The sequence below is a fragment of the Streptomyces albiaxialis genome (assembly GCF_039530985.1).
Classification (GTDB): Bacteria; Actinomycetota; Actinomycetes; order Streptomycetales; family Streptomycetaceae; genus Streptomyces; species Streptomyces albiaxialis.
In genome coordinates, this window is sequence record NZ_BAAAPE010000005.1 from 156101 (window position 1) to 176844 (window position 20744).

General features: G+C 75.9%; 9 protein-coding genes. All 9 read right to left on the minus strand.

Going from position 1 to position 20744, the window contains the following annotated elements; translation table 11 throughout:
- Positions 1 to 3 precede the first annotated feature (3 nt).
- Complete coding sequence (locus tag ABD343_RS08795) at positions 4 to 6855, minus strand: amino acid adenylation domain-containing protein (protein WP_344526395.1); 6852 nt, start codon at positions 6853 to 6855, stop codon at positions 4 to 6.
- Between the two features lie 76 nt (positions 6856 to 6931).
- Positions 6932 to 8107 (minus strand): cytochrome P450, encoded by a 1176-nt coding sequence (locus tag ABD343_RS08800; RefSeq protein WP_344526397.1) that lies wholly within the window; start codon positions 8105 to 8107, stop codon positions 6932 to 6934.
- 50 nt (positions 8108 to 8157) lie between these two features.
- A complete protein-coding gene (locus tag ABD343_RS08805) occupies positions 8158 to 9789 on the minus strand; it encodes a (2,3-dihydroxybenzoyl)adenylate synthase (RefSeq protein ID WP_344525865.1) in 1632 nt (543 codons plus the stop codon).
- A gap of 47 nt (positions 9790 to 9836) precedes the next feature.
- Positions 9837 to 11069, minus strand: a complete 1233-nt coding sequence (locus ABD343_RS08810; RefSeq protein WP_344525867.1) for a cytochrome P450 family protein — start codon at positions 11067 to 11069, stop codon at positions 9837 to 9839.
- A gap of 40 nt (positions 11070 to 11109) precedes the next feature.
- Positions 11110 to 12963 (minus strand): asparagine synthase (glutamine-hydrolyzing), encoded by a 1854-nt coding sequence (gene asnB, locus ABD343_RS08815; RefSeq protein WP_344525869.1) that lies wholly within the window; start codon positions 12961 to 12963, stop codon positions 11110 to 11112.
- Between the two features lie 8 nt (positions 12964 to 12971).
- A complete protein-coding gene (locus tag ABD343_RS08820) occupies positions 12972 to 15827 on the minus strand; it encodes a class I SAM-dependent methyltransferase (RefSeq protein ID WP_344525871.1) in 2856 nt (951 codons plus the stop codon).
- Positions 15824 to 16972 (minus strand): saccharopine dehydrogenase NADP-binding domain-containing protein, encoded by a 1149-nt coding sequence (locus ABD343_RS08825; protein WP_344525873.1) that lies wholly within the window; start codon positions 16970 to 16972, stop codon positions 15824 to 15826. The genes ABD343_RS08820 and ABD343_RS08825 overlap by 4 nt, the downstream gene beginning before the upstream one ends.
- Positions 16969 to 18747 (minus strand): ABC transporter ATP-binding protein, encoded by a 1779-nt coding sequence (locus ABD343_RS08830; RefSeq protein WP_344525875.1) that lies wholly within the window; start codon positions 18745 to 18747, stop codon positions 16969 to 16971. Before ABD343_RS08830 ends, ABD343_RS08825 begins: the two co-directional genes overlap by 4 nt.
- A complete protein-coding gene (locus tag ABD343_RS08835) occupies positions 18744 to 20594 on the minus strand; it encodes an ABC transporter ATP-binding protein (protein ID WP_344525877.1) in 1851 nt (616 codons plus the stop codon). Before ABD343_RS08835 ends, ABD343_RS08830 begins: the two co-directional genes overlap by 4 nt.
- Between the last annotated feature and the right edge of the window lie 150 nt (positions 20595 to 20744).

Here is a 20744-nt window from a genome sequence, read left to right on the forward strand (position 1 = left end):
TGCTCAGATCACGCCTTCCTCCGATTCCGCCGCGGTCCGGGCCTCCTCCTCCGCTCTCTCCTCCAGGTAGGAGGAGATGCCGCGGATCGTGGGGCGGGCGAAGAAGCGGGCCAGGGGGATGTGCGTGCCCAGGGTCCGGGCGGCCTGTTCGGTGAAGCGGACGGCTTTGACGCTGTCCCCGCCGAGGGCGAAGAAATTGTCGTCCCGTCCCTTCACCGGGGTCTCCAGGACGGCCGACCAGAGCGCGGCCAGCGTGGTCTCCACCTCGCCCTCCGGCGCGGCACTCTCCGGCTCGCCGTGCTCGTGCGCCGTACGGGCGGCGAGGCCTTCGCGGTCGAGTTTGCCGTTGGCGGTGAGGGGGAGTTCGGGCAGGACGGCGAGGTGGTCGGGGAGCATGTGGGCCGGGAGGCGTGCGGCCAGCCAGCTCCGGAGGGCCGCCGGGGTGACGGGGTCCGGGGCGACGGGGTCCGGGACCGTGACGACGCCCGCCGTCAGTCCGCGTACCCCCGCACGGTCGGTGACGGCGACGGCGGCGCGGTCCACCGAGGGGTGCGCGGCGAGCGCGGCCTCGATCTCGCCCAGTTCGATGCGGTGGCCCCGCACCTTCACCTGGTCGTCCTCCCTGCCGAGGAACTCCAGCAGGCCGCCGGGCCGGTACCGGCCGAGGTCGCCGGTGCGGTACCAGCGCCGTCCCTCGTACGTGACGAACTTCCGCGCCGTCAGCTCCGGCGCCGCCCGGTACCCGCGCGCGAGACCGGCGCCGCCGATCCACAGCTCGCCCGGCACCCAGTCGGGGCAGTCGCGGCCCCACGCGTCGGCGACGCGGTAGCGCTGGTTGCGCAGCGGATAGCCGTAGGGCACCGAGCGCCAGCCGGGGTGCGGGTCCTGGCGGTCGGCCTCGTACGCGTTGGACCAGATCGCCGCCTCCGTCGCACCGCCGAGCGCGAGCAGGCGGCAGCCGGGCAGCGCGGCGGCGACCCGGCCGGGCAGGTCGAGGCCGATCCAGTCGCCGGAGAGCAGCGCGACGCGCAGTTCGCGGGGGGCCGCCTCCGGATCGGCCTCGGCGACGACGAGCAGCATGTCCATCAGCGTCGGCACCGTGTTCCACACGGTCACGCGGTGCCGTCGGGCGAGCGCGGCCCAGCGGTGCGGGTCGCGGCGCTCGTGCTCGGCGACGGTCACGACCGCTCCCCCGGCCCCGAGAAGCCCGAAGATGTCGTGGACGGACAGGTCGAAGTCGAGTGCGGAGACGGCGAGTACGCGGTCGCCGTCGCCGATCCCGCAGCGCGCGACGAGGTCCTCGACGGTGTTGGCGGCGGCGCGATGGCTGATCTCCACGCCCTTGGGCTCCCCGGTCGAGCCCGAGGTGAAGATGGTGTACGCGAGGCCGTCGGGGTCGGTGCGCGCGAGGTCCGGGGCGGGCGCGGGCGCGAGGCGCGCGGCCTCGGAGAGCGGCAGCCGCGTGACGGACCGCCCTTCCTCCCCCACCGTCCCGGTCGGCCCGGCTCCCGTCTCGCCTTCTCCTTCTCCGTCGGCCCCCTCGGCCCTCTCGGCCCCTTCGGCCCCCTCGTCCTCGCCCGTGAGCGCGAGGCGGACGCCCGCCGAGGCGAGGATGCGGTCGCGCCGTACGGGGGGCTGGTCGACGCCGACGGGGACGTACGCCGCTCCGGCGGCCAGCACTCCCAGGACGGCGGCGATCTGCTCGGGGCCCTTGGGCAGGGAGACCGCGACGGGTTCCTCGGGGCCCACGCCGTGCGCGGCGAGCAGCGCGGCCACGCGCAGGGCGTGCTCGGCCAGTTCGCCGTGGGTGAGGGTCCGGACGGTGCCGTCCCCGGTCTCGCTGATCACGGCGGGCGCGTGCGGACGCGTGGCCGCGCGGCGGAAGAACGGGGCGTGGAGCAGCGTCTCGCGCTGGGCGGCGTCGGTCGCGTTGACCCGGCGGCGGGCCTCGCGCTGCGCGGCGGGCAGTGGGGCGGGCGCGGGCCGCGTCCAGTCGCCGGAGGCGATCCAGTCGAGCAGCCGCCCGTAGGCGTCGAACATGGTGTCCAGCAGCCCGGGCGGGAACAGTTCGTCCACCGCGTCCCAGTGCAGGTCCACGCACATGCCGTCCGGGCCGCGCCGCTCGACGACCTGGTGGTCGAGCCAGACCTGCGGGGTCTGCGTGATGCCCCAGACCTGGTCCGTGAAGAGCCCGCCCTCGTCCTCGCCGGTTCCCCCGTCCCGTTCCGCCGTCATGCCCAGCGCGCTGGTGAAGACCACGGGCACGGTCACCTCGGCCTCGCCCGTGCGCCGGGCCAGCTCGCGCAGCACGCGCACCGCGGAGACGGCGCGGTGGTCGAGCGCCTGCCACAGCTCGTGCTGCACGCGCCGCGTGCGGGCCAGCCATGCCTCGCCGGGTTCGGGGTGGTGGCCGACGAGCAGCAGCGAGGTGAAGTCGCCGAGCACGCGGTGGATGTCGGGGTGGACCTCGCGGCGGTCGAACAGGGTGAGGTTCACCGCGAGTTCGCCCTGCGCGCTCCAGCGGGAGAGGACCTCGCAGTACGCCGTGAGCAGTACGGCCGAGGGCGTCACCCCGTGGGCGCGGGCCCGCTCGGTGAGGGCGCGCCAGCGCGCCGCGCCGAGGGTGGCGGTACGGCGGCTGAAGCGGGGCCGCTCCACCTGCGCCGGGTCGGCGGCGAGCGGGAGGCGGGGCGGGGGCGGCAGCGTGTCGAGCCGCTCCGACCAGTGGCTCTCGGCCGCCTCCAGCTCCTCGGGGGCGGGGGCCGTGCCGAGGACGTAGTCGCGGAACGAGAGCCCGGGCGGCGGGAGTTCGGGACGCGGCACGGTACCGGGGGCGGGAAACGGGTCCAGGGAGGCGTAGAGCGCCGACAGCTCGGCGTAGAAGGTGAGGATGCTCAGCGCGTCGAGCACGAGGTTGTCCATGCCGAGGGCGAGCCGCGTGCGGGCCCCGGCGCCGGTGCCGTGGCGGACGGCGGCGACGCCGAAGAGGGGCCAGCGCGCGGGGTCGAAGACGCGGTGCGACCAGGTGTCGCGGAGCGCGTCGAGGGCGGGGCCGGGGTCCTCGCCGTCCGGGACCTCGGTCACGGGGACGGTGAGGCGCGGCACCTGGTCCTCGGGCAGTACGCTCTGGTCGCCGCGCTCGTCGAAGACGGCCCGCAGCATCTCGTGCCGGGCGACGAGCCGGTTGACGGCCTCTTCGAGGCGGGGGACGTCGAGCCCGGTGATGTCGTACTCGCGGTAGAAGTGGCAGCCGACCCCGCCCAGCGTGAAGTCCTCGCTGCGGCCGAGCCAGTACGCGAGCTGCACGTCGGTCGGCGGGAACGGGTCGTGCCGGTGCGCGGGGTCGGCCGGGGGCGGCGACGGCTGGGCGCGGGGCCCGGTGCCGAGCCGCAGGGTCTGCGCGAAGTCGGCCAGCACGGGGTGCGCGAACAGGGCGCCGAGGGCCGCTCCGGAGGCGCCGTCCGCGCTCAGCCGGGCGAGGAGGCGGGTCGCGAGCAGCGAGTCGCCGCCGAGGGCGAAGAAGTCGTCCTCACGGCCGGGCCGTCCGGGGGTGCCGATCCCGAGCACGTCGCGCCAGGCGGCGGCCACGAGCCGTTCGGCGTCCGTACGGGGCGGGGTGGCCGGGCCGCTCCCGTCGGGCCCGGGCAGCTCGCCGAGCGTGGTGCGGACGGCGGCCCGGTCGACCTTGCCGTTGGCCGTCAGCGGCAGCGCGGCCAGCACGGCGAACGTCTCGGGCACCATGACCCCCGGCAGCCGCCGTGCGGCCTCCTCCCGCAGCCGGTCCAGGCCCGGGCCGCGGTCCGCTTCCCGGTCGGCCGGGACCACGGCCGCCGCCAGGCGGCCCTTCGAGGTCAGTACGGCGACGGCCGCGGCCACGGACGGGGACTCCGTCAGGGCCGCCTCGATCTCGCCGAGTTCGACGCGGTGCCCCCGCACCTTGACCTGGTGGTCGGTGCGGCCGAGGAACTCCAGGGTGCCGTCCGGGAGGTAGCGGGCGCGGTCGCCGGTGCGGTACCAGCGGCTGGCGCCGTGCGTGACGAACCGGTCGGCCGTGCGCTCCGGGTCGCCCCGGTAGCCGCGCGCGACGCCCGTGCCGCCGATCCACAGCTCGCCGGGCACCAGATCGGGGCGGTCGCGGCCCAGCGGGTCGACGACGCGGCAGGTGACGCCGCGCAGCGGGACGCCGTACGGGACCGGGACCGGGCCGTCCGCCTCGGCGCCGGGGGCGACCTCGTGCACCGTGGAGTGGATGGCCGTCTCCGTCGTGCCGCCGAGTCCGGCGCAGCGGCAGCGCGGGGCGAGCGCGTGCACGCGGCGGGGCAGGTCGTAGGGGACGCGGTCGCCGCCGAGCAGCACCGCGCGCAGCGGCACGGGCGTCTCCCGGGGCTCGGCTTCGAGCACCGTGAGCAGCATGTCGAGGAGCGCGGGGACGCAGTTGAGGACGGTCGCGCGGTGCCGGCGCAGCAGCGCCGCCCAGACGGTGGCGTCGCGGCGGTCCTCCTCCGCCACGCAGACGACCGCGCCACCCCGGCCGAGCGGGGCGAAGATGTCGAAGACGGACAGGTCGAACTCCAGCGCCGAGAGCGCCAGCGCCCGCGCGCCGGGGCCCAGTCCGAAGCGTTCGGCCAGATCCGCGACCGTCCCGGCGGCCGCCGCGTGCGTGACCTCGACGCCCTTGGGCTCGCCGGTGGAGCCGGAGGTGTAGAGGACGTACGCGAGGGAGTCCGGGGCCGTTTCGACGGGGCCGGGCAGCGGCTCGGCGGTGGCGAGGGGGACGGTGAGGTCGTCGAGGAGGAGCCGGGCGCCCGCCGCGTCCAGGATGCGCCGCCGCCGCGCCTCGGGCTGGTCGGTGCCCAGGGGGAGGTACGCGGCTCCGGCGGCCAGCACGCCCAGGACGGCGACGATCTGCCCGGGGCCCTTGGGCAGCGACACGGCGACGAGGTCGCCGGGCCGGACGCCGTGCGCGCGCAGGTGCCCGGCGACGGTGAGGGCGCGCGCGGCGAGTTCGCCGTGGGCCAGTACGCCGTCCTCGCCCCACAGCAGCGCGGGCGCGTCCGGCCGTTCGGCGGCGCCCGCGAAGAACGGGTCGTGCAGCCGGGCCCCGGCTCCGGGCGGCTCGCCTGTGTCGTTCACCCGTGCCCGTACGGCGAGTTGGGCGTCCGGGAGCAGCGCCGGTACGGGCGCGGTCCACGCGTCGCCAGCACCATCACCGTCACCGTCGCCGTCGCCGTCGCCGTCGCCGGGATCCTCGGCGAGCAGCCGGTCGAGCAGGGTTCCGTACGCGGCGAACATCGCGTCCAGCACGCCGGGCGCGAACGCGTCCTCCCGCGCGTCCCAGTTGACCAGCAGTCCCCCGTCCACCTCGGTCACCTGCGCGTCGAGCCAGACCTGCGGGCCCTGGGAGATGATCCACACGGCCTCGCCGAAGCAGCGGCCCACGGCGTCGGGGAAGAGCGGGCCGAGGCCCAGGGCGCTGGTGTGGACGACGGGTGCGAGGGTCTGTTCGCCGCGCTGCCGGGTCAGGTCGCGCAGCACCTCGACGCCGGAGTGGCCCGCGTGCGCCGCGTCGGCGTGGAACCGCTCCTGGAGCCGCGCCGCGCGTTCGGCGAACGTGCCGGGCGCGGCCCCGTCCCAGGCGAGCAGCACCGAGGAGGTGAAGTCGCCGACGAGCGCGCCGACGTCCGGATGCAGCGGCTCGCGGTCGAACAGCGGCAGGTTGAGCAGGAAGGCGGGCTCGTCGCTCCACGCCGTCAGGGTCTCGGCGAACACCGCGGTCAGCGCCATCGCCGGGGTCAGCCCGTGCCGCCGCGCCCGCTCCTCCAGGAGCGCCCTGCGGCCGGGGCCCAGGGTGCGGTGGCGGCGTACGACGGTGGTCGCGGCGTCGGCGCCGCTGCCCGCCGCGGGCAGCCCGGGCGGGCCCGGCAGTTCGGCCAGTCGCCGCTGCCAGTACGCGCGGTCGGCCTCCAGCGCCGCCGCGCCCGGCCCGGTGCGGTGGGCGGCGCGCTCGGCGAGGTAGCGGGGGTAGGTGTAGCCGGGCGGCTCGTTCCCGGCCGCGCCGCCGTTCTCGTAGCGCTCGGCGAGGTCGGCGAGGAGGATCCGGAGGCTCAGCGCGTCGGCGGCGACCATGTCGAGGTTGATGTGCACGCGGGTGCGGCGGCCGGGCAGCAGGGAGAGGCGTACGTCGAAGACCTCGCCCGCCGCGATGTCGAGCCGCCGGTGGGAGAGGGACGCGCGGATCCGCTCCAGCTCGTCGCGGGTCTCCCGTTCCGTGGCGCGGCGCAGGTCGTGGACGCGCAGGCCCGGCCAGGGGCTGGTGCCGAGGATGCGCTGGGTGCCGTCGTCGAGGATCTGCGCGCGCAGCATGCCGTGCCGGGCGAGCACGGCCCGTACGGCGGCCTCCAGGCGTCCGGGGTCCACGTCGGTGCCGTCGAACTCGTGGTAGAAGTGCGCGGCGACGCCGCCCAGCTTCTGGCCCGGGGTGCGTCCGGCCCAGTACGCGTGCTGCATCAGGGCGAGGGGGAAGGGCTCGGCCCCGTCGTCGCCGGTCCGGGGTACGGCTCCCGTACCGGCCTCGGGCCCGGTCTCAGTACCGGTCCCGGGCACGGCCTCCGCTCCGGACCCGGCCCCGGTGCCGTTCCCCGCCTCGGTGAGCAGCGCGTGCCAGGCCGGTACGGTCGGGTTCGCGGCCAGTTCGCCGAACGCGACGGGCATTCCGGCCCGGCGCCAGCTCGCGGCGAGGCCCATGATGCTGATGGAGTCGAGGCCGAGCGCGATGAGGTTGTCGTCGTCGCGGAGGTCGTCGGCGGCCATGTCGAGCGCGTCGGCGAGGACGGCGCGCAGGGCGTCGGGGTTCATGGGTGACAAGGGAACGTCCTTTTCTCTCACCGGAATCGGGGTGCCGGGGTCCGGCGCCGGGCCCGCACCGGGGCTCTCACCAGCGAACGGGCAGCGTCGTCGGGCCGCGCAGGAACGCCGCGGTCTTCCACTCCGGCGCGGCGTCCAGCCGCAGCCCCGGCAGCAGCCGGGCGAGCGCGAGCAGGCTCTCCTGGAGTTCGACGCGGGCGAGGGCGGCGCCGACGCAGCGGTGGATGCCGTGGCCGAACGCCAGGTGGGCGCGGGAGTCGCGGGCGGGGTCGAGGGCGGCGGGCGCCGGGTAGCGCAGCGCGTCGCGGTTGGCGGCGCCGATCGCGACGAGCACGGGCTCGCGGGCGCGCACGCGAGTGCCGCCGATGTCCAGGTCCTCGGTCGCGTAGCGCGGCAGCGAGGCGGAGGCCGCGAGCGGCACGTACCGCAGGAGTTCCTCCGTCCACGAGGCGACGGCGCCGGGGTCCTCGCGCAGCCGCGCCAGCTCCCCGGGCCGCTCGGTGAGCAGGGTGTAGGTGAAGTTGGCGAGCTGCGAGGCGGTGGTCTCGTAGCCGCCGAGGAGGAGGGCGATGCCGAGTTCGGCGAGTTCGTCCTCGCCCAGCCGGCCCCCGTCGTCGTCCCGGGCCCGCGCGAGGGCGGTCAGCAGGTCGTCGGAGGGCTCGGCGCGCCCGGCTCCGCGCGACGTCCCGGCCCCGCGCAGCGCGATCAGCTCCGTCATGTACGCCTTCAGCGCGGCGGTGGCGCGGCCGAACTCCTCGGGGGTCGCGCCGCTCGTCGAGAGCACCGCCTCGCTCCAGCCCCGGAAGCGGGCGCGGTCGGCGTCCGGGACGCCGAGCAGCTCACAGATGACCGTGATCGGCACGGGCAGCGCGAAGTCCTCCACGAGGTCGGCGGGCGCCCCTCGGCCGCGCATCCGGAGCAGCGCCGCCTCGGCGGTCCCGCGTACGCGCGGGCGCAGCCCCTCGGCGCGGCGCGCGGTGAAGGCGCGGGCGACGAGCCCCCGTACGCGGGTGTGCTCGGGCGGGTCCATGGACACGATGCCGAGCGGCTCGACGGGGGTCGTGCGGGGCGCGTCCCGGGTACGGGCCATGGCCCGGCTGAACCTCGGGTCGCCGAGCACGGCCCGCGCGTCGGCGTACCGCGTCGCGAGCCACGCGGGCTCGCCGTACGGCATCCGCACCCGGGTCAGTCCCCCGGTCCGCTGGGCGCGTCCGTACGCCTCGGCGAGGTCCAGTCCGTCCATGGCGTTGAACGGGTAGGGGGCCGGGGCGGGAGCGGGCGTCGCCGGGGCGCTCACCGGGCCGCCCCCTCTTCCGCCAGCGACCGGGCCAGCGCCGCCTTGTCGACCTTGCCCAGGCCCGTACGGGGGAAGGCGGCGACCACGCGGACGCGGTCGGGGAGCTTGAAGGCCGCGACGCCGAGCGCGGTGAGGTGCGCGACCAGGTCGCGGCGGGCGGGCGGGGACGCGGGGTCGTGGGCGACGACGAAGGCGCAGCTCCGTTCGCCCATCGTCGCGTCGGGGAAGCCGACGATCGCGGCGTCGTGCACGCCCGGGTGGGCCAGGAGGTGGTTCTCGACCTCCTCGACGGGGACCTTGTCGCCGCCCCGGTTGATCACTTCCTTCACCCGTCCCTCCACGACCAGGTGCCCCGTGGGCAGCCTGCGGACGAGGTCGCCGGTGCGCAGGAAGCCGTCGGGGGTGAAGACCGCGCGGTTGTGGTCCTCGGCGCGGAAGTAGCCGCGCGGGGTGTACGGGCCGCGCACCCACAGCTCGCCGGTGCCGCCCTCGGGCACGGGGGTGCCGTCGGGGCCGACGACGCGGATCTCGTCGGCCTCGGCCAGCGGCCTGCCCTGGGTGGTGGCGACCAGGTCCTCGGGGTCGTCGAGACGGGTGAAGTTGAGGAGGCCCTCGGCCATTCCGTAGACCTGCTGGAGCGCGCAGCCCAGCACCGGGCGCACGCGCCGGGCGGCCTCCTCCTTGAGGCGGGAGCCGCCGGCCTGGAGGAGGCGCAGGCTGCCGAGGTCGGGGGCGAGGAGCTCGGCGGCGTCGAGCCAGGCGAGGACGAGGGGCGGCACGAGCGCGACGGAGGTCACCCCCTCCCGCGCGATGAGCGGGAACGCGGTCTCGGGGTCCGGCCCCGGGGCCAGCACCACGGTGCCGCCCGCCCACAGCGTGCTCAGCATGCCGGGGCAGGCGAGGGCGAAGTTGTGCGCGGCGGGCAGGGCGACGAGGCTGACCGAATCCTCGGTCGTGCCGGTGACGGCGGCGCTGGCCCGGAGGTTGTAGCCGTAGTCGTCGTGCGTACGGGCGATCAGCTTGGGCGGGCCCGTCGTGCCGCCGGACAGCAGCAGCACGGCGGGCTCCCCGGGCGAGGCGGCGTCGGCGAACTCGCCCCGCTCCTCGGCGAGGAGCAGGCCGAAGGGCTTCCAGGGGCCGTCGGCGGTGCCGGTGGCGAAGACGTGCCGTACGGTCGGCGCGGCGGCGGTGACCGCCTCGGCGAGCCGCGCTCCCTCCTGGCCCGCGTCGTCGCCCGCGAGGACATAGGCCACGGACCCGGACAGCCGGGCCAGGTGGGTGAGTTCGCTCTCGCGGTGCGCGGGCAGCGCGAGGACGGGCAGGACTCCGGCGCGGAAGCAGCCGAGGAGGAGTGCGGCGAACTCGGCCACGTTCGGGAGGTGGACCAGCACGCGGTCCCCGGCGGCGATGCCGTGCGCGCGCAGCCCGGAGGCGATCCGGTCGGCGGTGGCGTCGAGTTGGGCGTAGGTCCAGCGGCGCTCGCCCTCGACCAGGGCCGTACGGCCGGGCGCGCGGCGGGCGCTGTCGCGCAGGAGGCCGCCGAGGGTACGGCCGTCCCAGTAGCCGTCGGCGCGGTAGCGGGCGGCGGTCTCCCCGGGCCAGGGGGTGAATCCGTCGAGTGGGGGCATGGTGGCGTGTCTTCCTTCGTGCGTAGGGCTGGGGCTCGCGGGGGAGGTCAGCGCAGCCGCAGCGGCAGGGACTCCAGGCCGTGCATCGCGGTGCTGAACCGCCAGCGCAGCGCGGACGGTTCGACGGCCAGCGCGAGCCCGGGGAAACGGGCGAGGAGCCGGCCGAAGGCGATCTCGCCCTCCAGCCGGGCCAGCGGGGCGCCGACGCAGTAGTGGATGCCGTGGCCGAAGGCGAGGTGGCCGCCCGTGGGGCGGGTGATGTCGAGGCGGTCGGGCTCGGCGAAGCGGTCCACCCGGTTGGCCGCCAGCCAGGACACCATCACGAAGTGCCCCTCGGGGATGACGGCGTCGCCGAGCGCGACGGGCTCGGTGGCGTAGCGGGGCGAGGAGAGGTTGTTCGGCGTCTCGTAGCGCAGGAACTCCTCGACGGCGTTCGGCAGCAGCTCGGGCTTCGCGCGCAGCAGGTCGAGCTGGTCGGGGTGGCGCAGCAGGGCGAGCGTGCCGCTGCTGATGAGGTTGACGGTGGTCTCGAAGCCGCCGGTGAGGAGCACGACGGCGGTGGCGATCAGTTCGTCGCGCGAGAGCCGTTCGCCGTCCTGGCTCACGTGGACCAGCGCGGAGAGCAGGTCCTGCTCCGGCCGGGCGCGCTTGGCCTCGACCAGGTCGCCGAGGTAGGCGGCCATCCGGGTCGAGGCCGCGCCGATCTCCTCGGGCGTGGCGGCCGCGACCATGGTGTGCGACCAGCCGGTGAACCGGTCGCGGTCGGCGAAGGGGATGCCGAGCAGTTCGCAGATCACCCGGATGGGCAGGGGGTAGGCGAAGTCGGCGAGCAGCTCGGCGGTGCCGTGCGTACCGCCCGCGTCCATCGCGTCGAGCAGTTCGTCGGCGATCGCCTCGATCCGGGGCCGTAGCGGCGCCACGGCGCGGGTCGTGAACACCTTGGCGACCAGGGCGCGCAGCCGGGTGTGGTCCGGCGGGTCGAGGTTGAGGAGGTTGCGGGCCAGTTCGGGCGCGAAGCGGCTCTCCGTGGCGTCCTCTCCAGCCGCCGCCAGCCGCATCCGCTCCAGCCGGTCGTACACCCCCTGGCTGCTCAGCCGGGGGTCGGTCATCGCCGCGCGGGCCTCGGCGTGGCCGGTGACGAGCCAGACGGGGAAGCCGCCGGGCAGGACGACGAAGCGGACAGGCGCGGTCTCACGCAGCCGCGCGGCGACGGCGTGCGCGTCCTGGATGAAGTCCTCGCCGAGCGGGAGGGGTTCGAGGGGCGTGACCTCGGAGTGCATCGGTGCTCCTGTACGTAAGGAAGGCCGGGGGGCGGGTCGGTCAGTCCAGGCTCAGGTCCGGCCGGTACATGTCGGCCCAGTGGCGGAAGTCCAGGAGGCGTTCGAGGCCCGTACGGACGCCGCCCGTCACGGCGGCGGGGTCGGCGTCGGCGGTGGCGCGGGCCCAGCCGCGGTCGAAGACGTCGAAGACCTGGTGGCCCGGCTCGGCCAACACCTCGCGCGTCTGCTCCTGGAGCGCGACCGCGTAGCCGGTGTCCTGCGTGGAGGGGTACGGGCTCTTGACCCGCTCGGCGACGGAGCGCGGCAGCAGCCCGGCGACGGCCTGCCGCAGCAGCCCCTTCTCGCGGCCGTCGACGGTCTTGAGCGCCCAGGGCGCGTTGTAGACGTACTCGACGAGCCGGTGGTCGGCGAACGGGACGCGGACCTCCAGGCCCGTGGCCATCGACATCCGGTCCTTGCGGTCGAGCATCGCGCGCACGAGGCGGGTGATGTGCAGATGGCTGCTGACGCGCATGCGCCGCTCGTGCGCGTCCTCGCCGGGGAGGTGCTCGACCTTCGCGACGGCGGTGGCGTACTCGTCGGCGACGTACCGCCCGATGTCGAGCGCCTCGCGCAGCTCGGCGCGGAGCGGCGCGGTGCGGTCGGCGGTGTAGGTGTTCTGGAAGGCGAGCCAGGGGAACGTGTCGGCGTCGCGGGCGGCCGGGTGGTGGAACCAGGCGTAGCCGCCGAAGAGTTCGTCGGCGAACTCCCCGGACAGCGCCACGGTGGACTGCTCGCGGATCGCGCGGAAGAGGAGCTGCATCGAGCTGTCGATGTCGCCGAGCCCGATGGGCATGTCCCGCGCGGCCACCACCGCGCGGCGCAGCGCGGGGTCGGTCAGGGCGCGGGAGTCGAGCACGACGTCGCGGTGCGCGGCGCCGACGTGCGCGGCGACCTCGCGGATGTACGGGGAGTCGGGGGTCTCGCGCAGCTCGTCGGGGCGGAAGTTCTCCTCGTACCCGGCGAAGTCCACCGCGAAGGTGCGGAGCTTCTCGCCCCGCCCGGCCTGGTGGCGGGCCGCGAGCGCGGTGACGGCGCTGGAGTCGAGCCCGCCGGAGAGCAGCACGCACTGGGGCACGTCGGAGACGAGCTGCCGGGGCACGATGTCGGCGAGCAGCCCGGCGACGCGGGCGACGGTGGCGTCGGGCCCGTCGGTGTGCTCGGCGGTCTCCAGCCGCCAGTACGTGCGCTCCCGCACCCCGTCGCGGTCGCAGGTGAGGACGGTGCCGGGCTCGACCTCGTACAGGTCCTTCCACAGCGACCAGCCGGGCGCCTTCGTGAAGCCGACCAGTTCGCGCAGGCAGCCGGTGTCCACGCGGCGCGCGAACGCGGGGTTGGCGAGGACGGCCTTGGGCTCGGAGCCGAAGAGGAGCCCGTGCGGCGTGCGGTGGCAGTAGAGCGGCTTGACGCCCATGCGGTCGCGGACGAGGACGAGCCGGTCGCGGCCCCGGCGCCCGTCCCAGAGGGCGAAGGCGTACATGCCGTTGAGCCGCTCCGCGAGCCCGTCGCCCCATTCGAGGTAGGCGCGCAGCACGACCTCGGTGTCGCTGCCGGTCGTGAACGGGTGGCCGAGGGCGGTGAGTTCGCCGCGCAGCTCGGTGAAGTTGTAGGTCTCGCCCGAGTAGACGAGCGTCACGTCGCCGTCCGGGGTGCGCGCCGTCATGGGCTGCCGTCCGCCGGGCAGGTCGATGACGGCGAGCCGCCGGTGCCCGAGCGCGGCGCTGGGGCTGAGCCAGACCTCGCCCTCGTCGGGGCCGCGGTCGGCGAGGGTGGCGGTCATGGCCTCGACCGTCCGGCGGTGCCGGTCGGCCGTGAGGTCCTCGTCGAAGGCCACCCAGCCGGTGATTCCGCACATGTGGTTCCTCAGTTCGTCTCGGTCTCGGTCTCGGTCTCGGACTCGGTCTCGGTCTCGGTCTCGGACTCGGTCTCGGACTCGGTCTCGGACTCGGTGGGGTCGTCGTCCGGGAGGGCCGCCGCGAAGACCCGGTGGCCCAGCGGCTCCAGGGGGTGGCCGGGGGCGGGGAGTTCGACGGCGCGGCGCAGTCCAGCGCGGTCGAGCACGCCGCGCCACTGGTCCAGGGTCAGGAAGCTGGCGCCGGTCGCGGCGCGGGCGTCGCGCGGGGCGGCCATCATGAACGCCTGCGAGGCGAGCACCCAGTGCTCCTCCGCCGTCGGCTCGGTGAGCACCAGCCGGCCGCCGGGCGCGAGCAGTCGGCGCAGCCACCCGACGGAGGCGTCGGTGTCGGCGGCGGCGTTCAGCACCCCGCCGCCCACGATCACGTCGAAGCCGCCGGGCGGGTGGCCCTGCGCGACCGGGTCGGCGTCGATGTCGAGCACGCCGTAGCGCAGCGCGGCACCGAAGCGCTCGCGGGCCTGGCCGAGGAAGAAGGGCGAGACGTCGGTGAAGACGTAGTCGACGTCCGCTCCCCGCTCCCCCAGCGCGGGGAGCAGCACCTCGGTGGTCGTTCCCGTGCCGCCGCCCACCTCCAGCACGCGCAGCGGCCGCGTCTCCGCGAGCCCCGCGAGCGCCGCGACGAGTGCGGCGACGGCGTGATGCTGATAGCGCGCGGTCACGCTCTCCCGGTAGAGCGCGCGGGCCAGGTCCGTACGCCCCTCGGGGAAGAGCAGGGTGAACGGCTGCCGCTCGCCGGTCAGCAGCTCGGGCAGCGCCTCGGCGCAGCGGCGGGCGTACTCCACGGTGCCGGTGCCGCCGTAGGCGGTGCTCCAGTGGTGTGCCGCGATGTCCCATGCGGGGTCCGGGGCGGGACCGGGGGCGCTCCGTAGTCCCTTCCCGTCGCCGTCGCGCCGGAGCAGTCCCTCTTCGCACAGCACGTCGAGCCAGCGCCGTACGAGGCGCCGGTGCTCGGGGGCGGCGCCGGTGGCGCGCACGACCTCCTCGGGGGTGTGCCGGTCGTCGGGCCGTACGAAACAGCCAGCGCGGCGCAGGGCGCCCAGGAGGGAGAGGAGCGAGGCCCGGCTCACGCCGCGCAGCGCGTCCAGCGCGCGGTCGAGGTCGAGCCCGTCCAGCGCCGCGTCGGCGGCACGGGCCGCGAGCGCCGCCAGCGCCTCGTCGGTGACAGGCGCGGGAGGGGGCACGGGGCGGGGCGCGACGGCCTCGGGTCCGAGCGCGGCCCACGCCGCGACTGTCTCCGGGGACGCGCCGGAGGAGACCACCCGGCGCAGTGCCGACAGGTCGGTGAGTGTGGCCGAGGGCTCGTGCGGGAGCGCCCGTACGAGCGCGGCGGCCAGCACGGCCTCGGTGGCGCGGGTGCGCTCCAGCCAGGAGAGCAGGCGCGCGGGCGTCGTGCCGGGTGCTGCGCACATGACGAACGTCCCTTGTGCCCAGGCCTGTAGCGCGGCGACGGCCCCGGTGGGGTCCCCGGCCACCACGGCCAGGGGACCGGATGCCGTGCCCGCCCCTCCCGGGCCGGGAAGGGGGTGCCCCTTGCTGTGCGTCGCGGGCTGCGGATTCGCTGTGGCGTGTCGCGCAGTTCCCCGCGCCCCTTCGGGGCACGGCTCGGGGTTCGGCTCGGGGCGGGATTCGGTTCGGCGGGCCGCCTCTTCCAGGCCGGTCACGAAGCGGCCGACCGTGTCCGTGCGGTTCGTTCCCGCTGTCGCGCGCAGCTCGGCCGCCGGATAGGGCACGCCGTCCACCTCGCACACGTGCCCCTCGCCCAGCCCGGCAAGTAGTCGGTCGAGGGCGCTCGGCGGTGCGGGGGCGCTGTCCACGGTCGTGGCGTGCCACAAGAGTTGGCCGGAGGCGGCCCAGGGCGAGCCGGCCCCGGGGAGGATGTCGGAGAGGGCGAAGCCCGCGCCCTCCAGCTCCTTCCGCCACTCCTCGGCGTCGAGGAAGACCTTGCCGTCGCGGAGAGGCGGGACGCCGGGCCGTGGCGAGAGCAGGAACAGCATCGAGGTCAGCACGGCGTCCGTGGCGTGCGTGGACTCGGTGAAGACCAGCTCGCCGCCGGGCGCGAGGAGTTCGCGGATACGGGCGAGGGCGCGGGGCACGTCGGTCGCGTTGTGCAGGACGTTGCCCGCGAGCACCAGGTCCGCCGTGCCCGCGTCGAAGCCCTGGCCGGAGAAGTCCGCGTCGAGGTCCAGCAGCGCGGTGCGTACGCCCAGGCGTTCCCGCGCGGCGGTCGTGAACAGCCGCGAGACGTCCGTGAAGACGTACTCGGCCGGGGTGCCCCCCAGCGCGGCGAGCACCGCCTCCGTGGTGGTGCCCGCGCCGCCGCCCAGCTCGACCACCCGCAGCGGCTCGCGCCGCCCGGCCGCCGCCGCGCGGACGAGGCGGCCACAGGCCTCGTTGAGGTGGGCGGTGAAGACGTTGCGCTGGTAGGCGGCGAGGGCGGGCACGACGTCCGTGCCGTCGAACAGCAGCTCCCGCACGCTCACCTCGTCGCGCAGCAGCTCCGGCAGCCGGGCGAGCGCGGCGCGGTGGAAGCGCGCCATCTCGGGCGGGAACCCCAACTCGGCGTAGCAGGCGTCCAGTTCGGCGGGGTCGAGGTCGTCGCCGGGCGTCTCCGCTCCGTCGAGCGCCGTCAGCCAGCGCCGGAACAGCCACACGTGCCGGGGCGCGACCCGCAGCGCCCGTATCAGCTCGGCCTCCCCCGCGCCGGGCGGGGCGGGCGCCTCGCGCACGAGCCCGGTCATCGCGCTCCGGCTGAGCGCGTCGAGCCGCCGCAGCAGGGCGGGGAACCGTTCGGGCCGCGGGGTCACAGCGCACCCTCCTCGGCGGCGAACGGCGCGGCGCCGGGGCCGAGCCACGTCAGTCGTGCGGGCCCGTCGGGGCCGGTCAGGGCTTCGAGGACGCGGGGCGCGTCGAGCACGTCGGCGGCGTAGTGGCGGCCGGGGCCGACCGCGCCGCGGCCCACGGCGAGTGCCGTCCCGGCGGCGACGGCGCCGGAGAGCGGCGCGTTGCCGGTGCCGCGCAGCACCGCCGTCAGCGTGCCGGGACCGCCCCCGCCCCCGCCCCCGTCGTCGGGTTCGCCCTCCGCCGTGACCACCAGCGTCACGGACGGCGCGCGGTCGGCGAGGTCGAGCAGGGCCGCGCGGCGCAGTGCCGTGACCGCCTCGCCCCGCTCCAGGCTCCGGGCGCGGTCGAAGGCCGCCCGTACATGGTCCCCGCACAGGACCGCGTACCAGTCGCCGTGCCGCAGCCCGAGCGCCCGCGCGAGGCGCTCGTCCTCCGTGCTCAGGCCGGGGAGGACGGTCACGCCGCCGGGCCCGCCGTCGAAGAAGGGCAGTTCGGCGCCCGTACGCCGGGTCAGGGCTCCGGCGCGCGGCCCGCCCTCGCGCCAGGCGGCGAGGGGGCGGGTGAGGCCGTCGGCCATGCCCTGGAGGTAGTCGAGCGCGGCGGCCTCCGTGAAGCGGTCCACGACGCCGGTGTGCACGGTGAGCCCGCGCACCTCCCCCAGCGCCGGTTCCGCCTCCCGGACGACGGCGCGCGGGAACAGCCCGGTCAGGCCGGGGCGCAGACCCGCGGAGAGCACGGCCGTACGACCCGCCCGCGCGTACGTGCGCGGGTCGAGGCGGGCGTACAGCGCGTCGTCGCCCGCCGCGTCCACGTAGTCGGCCTCGGCGCGCAGCGCGGCCTCGGCGAGGCGGGTGCCGATCGCGTACGACGGCCCGGCGCAGTTGACCAGCGTCCGCAGCCCGGCCGCGAAGGCGTCGGCGCCGGCGGGGTCACGGAAGTCGACCGCGCGGTGTTCGACGCCGGGCCCCAGGGAGCGGGCGAAGCGCTCGGCGGTACGGGCGTCGCGGCCGCCGACCCGCAGCCGGGCCCCGGCGCGGTGCAGGGCACGCGCCGCGTGGGAACCGACGTCGCCGTACGCCCCGACGATCCCGGTCAGGTCCCCGCTCAACGGGCCGCCTCCGTCCCGTCGTCGGGCACCAGGCGCCAGCCGCGGCTGCGGCGGCGTTCGTTCCAGAAGCGGGTGTAGCGGCCGTCGGCGGCCAGCAGTTCCTCGTGGGTGCCGCGTTCGGCGATCCGGCCGCCGTCGAGCACCAGGATCTGGTCGGCGGCCACCACCGTGGGCAGCTTGTGCGCGATCACGACCAGCGTGGAGGTGCGCATCAGGGTGCGCAGGGCGGCCTGGACGTAGCGTTCGTTCTCCGGGTCGAGGGCCGCCGTCGCCTCGTCGAGCAGCACGATCGGCGCCTGCTTGAGCACCGCGCGCGCCACCGAGACGCGCTGCCGCTCGCCGCCCGACAGGGAGGCGCCGCCCTCGCCGACGCCCGTCGCCCAGCCGTCGGGGAGCCGCTCCACGATCTCGTCCACCCCGGCCAGCCGGGCGGCCTCGCGGACCTCCTCGTCGGTCGCGGTGGGGCGGCCGACGCGGATGTTGCCCTCCAGCGTGTCGTCGAAGAGGTACACGTCCTGCATCACCAGGGAGAGCTGCGCCATGAGTTCGGCGGTGGGCAGCTCGCGCACGTCGGTCCCGCCGACCCGCACCGCGCCCTCGCCGACGTCGAAGAAGCGCATCACGAGGCGGGTGAGCGTGGTCTTGCCCGAGCCGGAGGCGCCGACGACGGCGGTCATGGTGTGTGCGGGGACGCGCAGCGAGACGTCGCGCAGGACGGGCGCCGCCCCGTCCCCGTCCCCGTCCCCGTATCCGAACGTGACGTGCTCGAACTCGATCTCGCCCGGCCGCGGCAGCGCGACGGGCTCGGCGCCCTCGGCCTTCTCCGGCAGCGGGCGCTCGTCGAACAGCGCGGCCAGCCGCCGCAGGTCGTTGCCCGCCATGCGCAGCATCCCGCTCTGGCCCGCGGCCTCGCTCAGCGGGCCGACGAACCGGGCCGCCAGCGCGAGCAGCGCGACCAGGGACACGGGCTCGATCGCGCCGTCCAGGACCAGCGTCACGCCCGTGGCGACGAGCGCGGCGAACGCGAGCTGCACGGCCAGGCCGTTGGCCAGCAGCCGCGGCATCGTCTCGCTCAGCATCCGGCCGCCGGCCGCCGAGCGCCGCTCGACGGCGTCCTCCAGCGGGCCGTAGCCCTCGACGCCCCGGCCGAAGGCGCGCAGCGTCTGCTGGTTGCGGGCGAACTCCACGACGCGGCTGCCCGCCAGCGCGTCGGCGGCGTCCCGCCCCTCCTCCGCGCGGCCGACCCACGTCGTGGACCAGCGGTGCGTGGCGTAGAGGAGGGGTGCGAGGAGCACCAGGACCAGGCCGAGCCGCCAGTCGAACACGAGCATCGCGGCCACGACCGTCGCGGGCGTCACCACGCCGCTGACCACGGGCGTCAGCAGGTGCGCGAAGACGTTGGTGACCATGAACGTGCCGCTCGTCGCGCTGCGCGAGAGCCGGCCGACCTTCTCCGAGGTGAACCACCCCAGCGGCAGCCGCACCACATGGTCGCCGAGCCGGTCGTGGAGCGTCGTAAGGGTCACGAGCGCGAGCCGGAAGCCGCGCATGGCCTGCTGGTAGCGGGCGACGCAGGTGACCGCGACGGCGGCGGCGAGCACGGCCAGCCAGCGCAGCGCGCCCTCCGTGTCGCCGTCGAAGACGGCGCGCAGGACGGGCACGAGGAAGGCCATCGCGACGCCTTCGAGCACGGCGTAGCCGATGAGCCAGGCCAGGTACGAGCGCAGCGCGCCCCGGTGGCCGGGGCCCAGGATCTTCGCGAGGTGGGCGATCATCGGTCGTTCTCCTCTCCCGGGACGGGGGAATCGGCGTCCGCTGTCGCGTAGGCGGCCCACATCCGCGCGTAGCGCCCGTCGGCTGCGAGCAGTTCGGTGTGCGTGCCGCGTTCGGCGATCCGGCCGCCGTCGAGCACGACGATCTGGTCGACGCCGGTGATGGTGGTGAGCCGGTGCGCGATCACGAGCACCGTGCGGCCGCGTACGACCGTGGACAGCGCGTCCTGGATCTCCGCCTCCGACTCGGGGTCGGCGTAGGCCGTGGCCTCGTCGAGGACGAGCACGGGGGTGTCGGCGAGCAGCGCGCGGGCGATGGCGAGCCGCTGGGCCTCGCCGCCGGAGAAGACGGCGTCCTCGCCGACCACCGTGTCGTAGCCGTTCGGGAGCCGGAGGATCCGCTCGTGGACGCGGGCCGCCGTGGCGGCCTCGGTCAGCTCCCGGTCGCTCGCGCCGGGGCGGCCGAGGCGGAGGTTGTCGGCGACGGTGCCGTGCAGGAGCTGTACGTCCTGGAGCACGAACCCCACATGCCGGTACAGCTCGCGCGGCGCGATGTCCCGGACGTCGACGCCGCCGAGCCGGACCGCTCCGGCGGTGACGTCGTGGAACCGCGGCACGAGCTTGGCCAGGGTGGACTTGCCGGCCCCCGACGCGCCGACGAGCGCGGTCACCGTGCCGGGACGGCAGACGAGGTCGATGCCGTCGAGGACGGCCGGGCCGTCCCCGGCCGCCGCGCCGTCGTACGAGAACGAGACGCCGTCGAGGACGACCTCGTGCCCGTCCGGCTCCCGGGGGCGCTCGGCGACCGGCAGGGCCGGGGTCTCCAGCAGCGCGACGATGCGCTCGGCGGCGCCGACGGCCTTGCGCTGTGCCGTGAAGCCCTGGTTGAGGGTGAGCAGCGTGGAGGGGATGATCACCGCGACGAGCACCTCGGCGAGCACGTCGGCGGGGGTGACCCAGCCCTCCTCGGTGAACCAGACGCCGCCCGCGAGCCCCACCAGCGCGATCACCGGCACGGACAGCGCCATGGAGGTGAGGGCCTCCAGCCGCAGCACGGGCCGCACCCAGCCCGCGTACTTCTCGCTGAACTCGCCCACGGCGCGCCGGTATCCCGCGTGCGCCCGGTTGGTGCGGCCGAACGCCTTGACGACGGCGATCCCGTGCACGAACTCCACGATCGCCGCGCTGACCCGGGCGAACCCGGCGTCCATCTCGCGCATCTTGCCGCCGAAGCCGCGCATCATGTAGCCGTACGCGACGAGGTAGACCGGCAGTGTCGCCAGCGCGAGCAGCGCGAGGCGCCAGTCGACCCAGACGAGATAGCCGAGTCCGCCCAGGGGCAGCACGATCGCGCCCGCCAGCTCGACGTCGTGGTGCGCGACGAGGTGGTGGAGGTCGTCGATGTCCTCCTGCGCCGCCTTGCGGATACGGCCGGAGGTCGTCTCCGAGTACCAGCCCAGGCCGACCTCGCCGAGCTTGGCCACCATGCGGCGGCGCAGATCCGCCTGGAGGCGGCCGTCGGCGACATGGGTGAGCCACAGCGCGGCTCCGTTGCAGCTCCAGCCGAGGACGAGCGCGACGGCGACGACGGCCGCCGTCGCGGTGACCTCACCGTGGTCGAGCGGCCCGGGTTCGAGGAGCGTACGGCCGAGTTCGGCGATGCCCGCGAACGGGACGAGCATCGTGAGCGCGCCGAGGCCGCCGAGGGCGGTGCCGAGCCTTGTCAGTCCGGCGACGGGCCGCCGCAGCTCTTTCAGGGCCTGGGCCGTGCCGGGGGTGGCCGGACCGGTCGGCTCGTCCTCTTCTCCCCGCGCGGGTGCGGCGGGTTCCGCCGCGATCGTCTGCGTCATACCTGCTCCTGGTTGGTCGTGAGGCCGGTGAAAGGGGGCGCCCCTTGCCGTGCGATGCCGACTGCGGGCGCGTCGTGTCCGCTCGCGCAGTTCCCCGCGCCCCTTACGGGGCACTTCCGCTGAGCCCTGCTGCGCTTGGGAGGTCTGCGC

What these genes read in the sequence shown, in the direction of transcription:
- ABD343_RS08835 (WP_344525877.1), bottom strand. Translation starts at nt 20,594, where the DNA reads ATGACGCAGACGATCGCGGCGGAACCCGCCGCACCCGCGCGGGGAGAA.
- ABD343_RS08830 (WP_344525875.1), bottom strand. Translation starts at nt 18,747, where the DNA reads ATGATCGCCCACCTCGCGAAGATCCTGGGCCCCGGCCACCGGGGCGCG.
- asnB (WP_344525869.1), bottom strand. Translation starts at nt 12,963, where the DNA reads ATGTGCGGAATCACCGGCTGGGTGGCCTTCGACGAGGACCTCACGGCC.
- ABD343_RS08800 (WP_344526397.1), bottom strand. Translation starts at nt 8,107, where the DNA reads ATGGACGGACTGGACCTCGCCGAGGCGTACGGACGCGCCCAGCGGACC.
- ABD343_RS08805 (WP_344525865.1), bottom strand. Translation starts at nt 9,789, where the DNA reads ATGCCCCCACTCGACGGATTCACCCCCTGGCCCGGGGAGACCGCCGCC.
- ABD343_RS08810 (WP_344525867.1), bottom strand. Translation starts at nt 11,069, where the DNA reads ATGCACTCCGAGGTCACGCCCCTCGAACCCCTCCCGCTCGGCGAGGAC.
- ABD343_RS08795 (WP_344526395.1), bottom strand. Translation starts at nt 6,855, where the DNA reads ATGAACCCCGACGCCCTGCGCGCCGTCCTCGCCGACGCGCTCGACATG.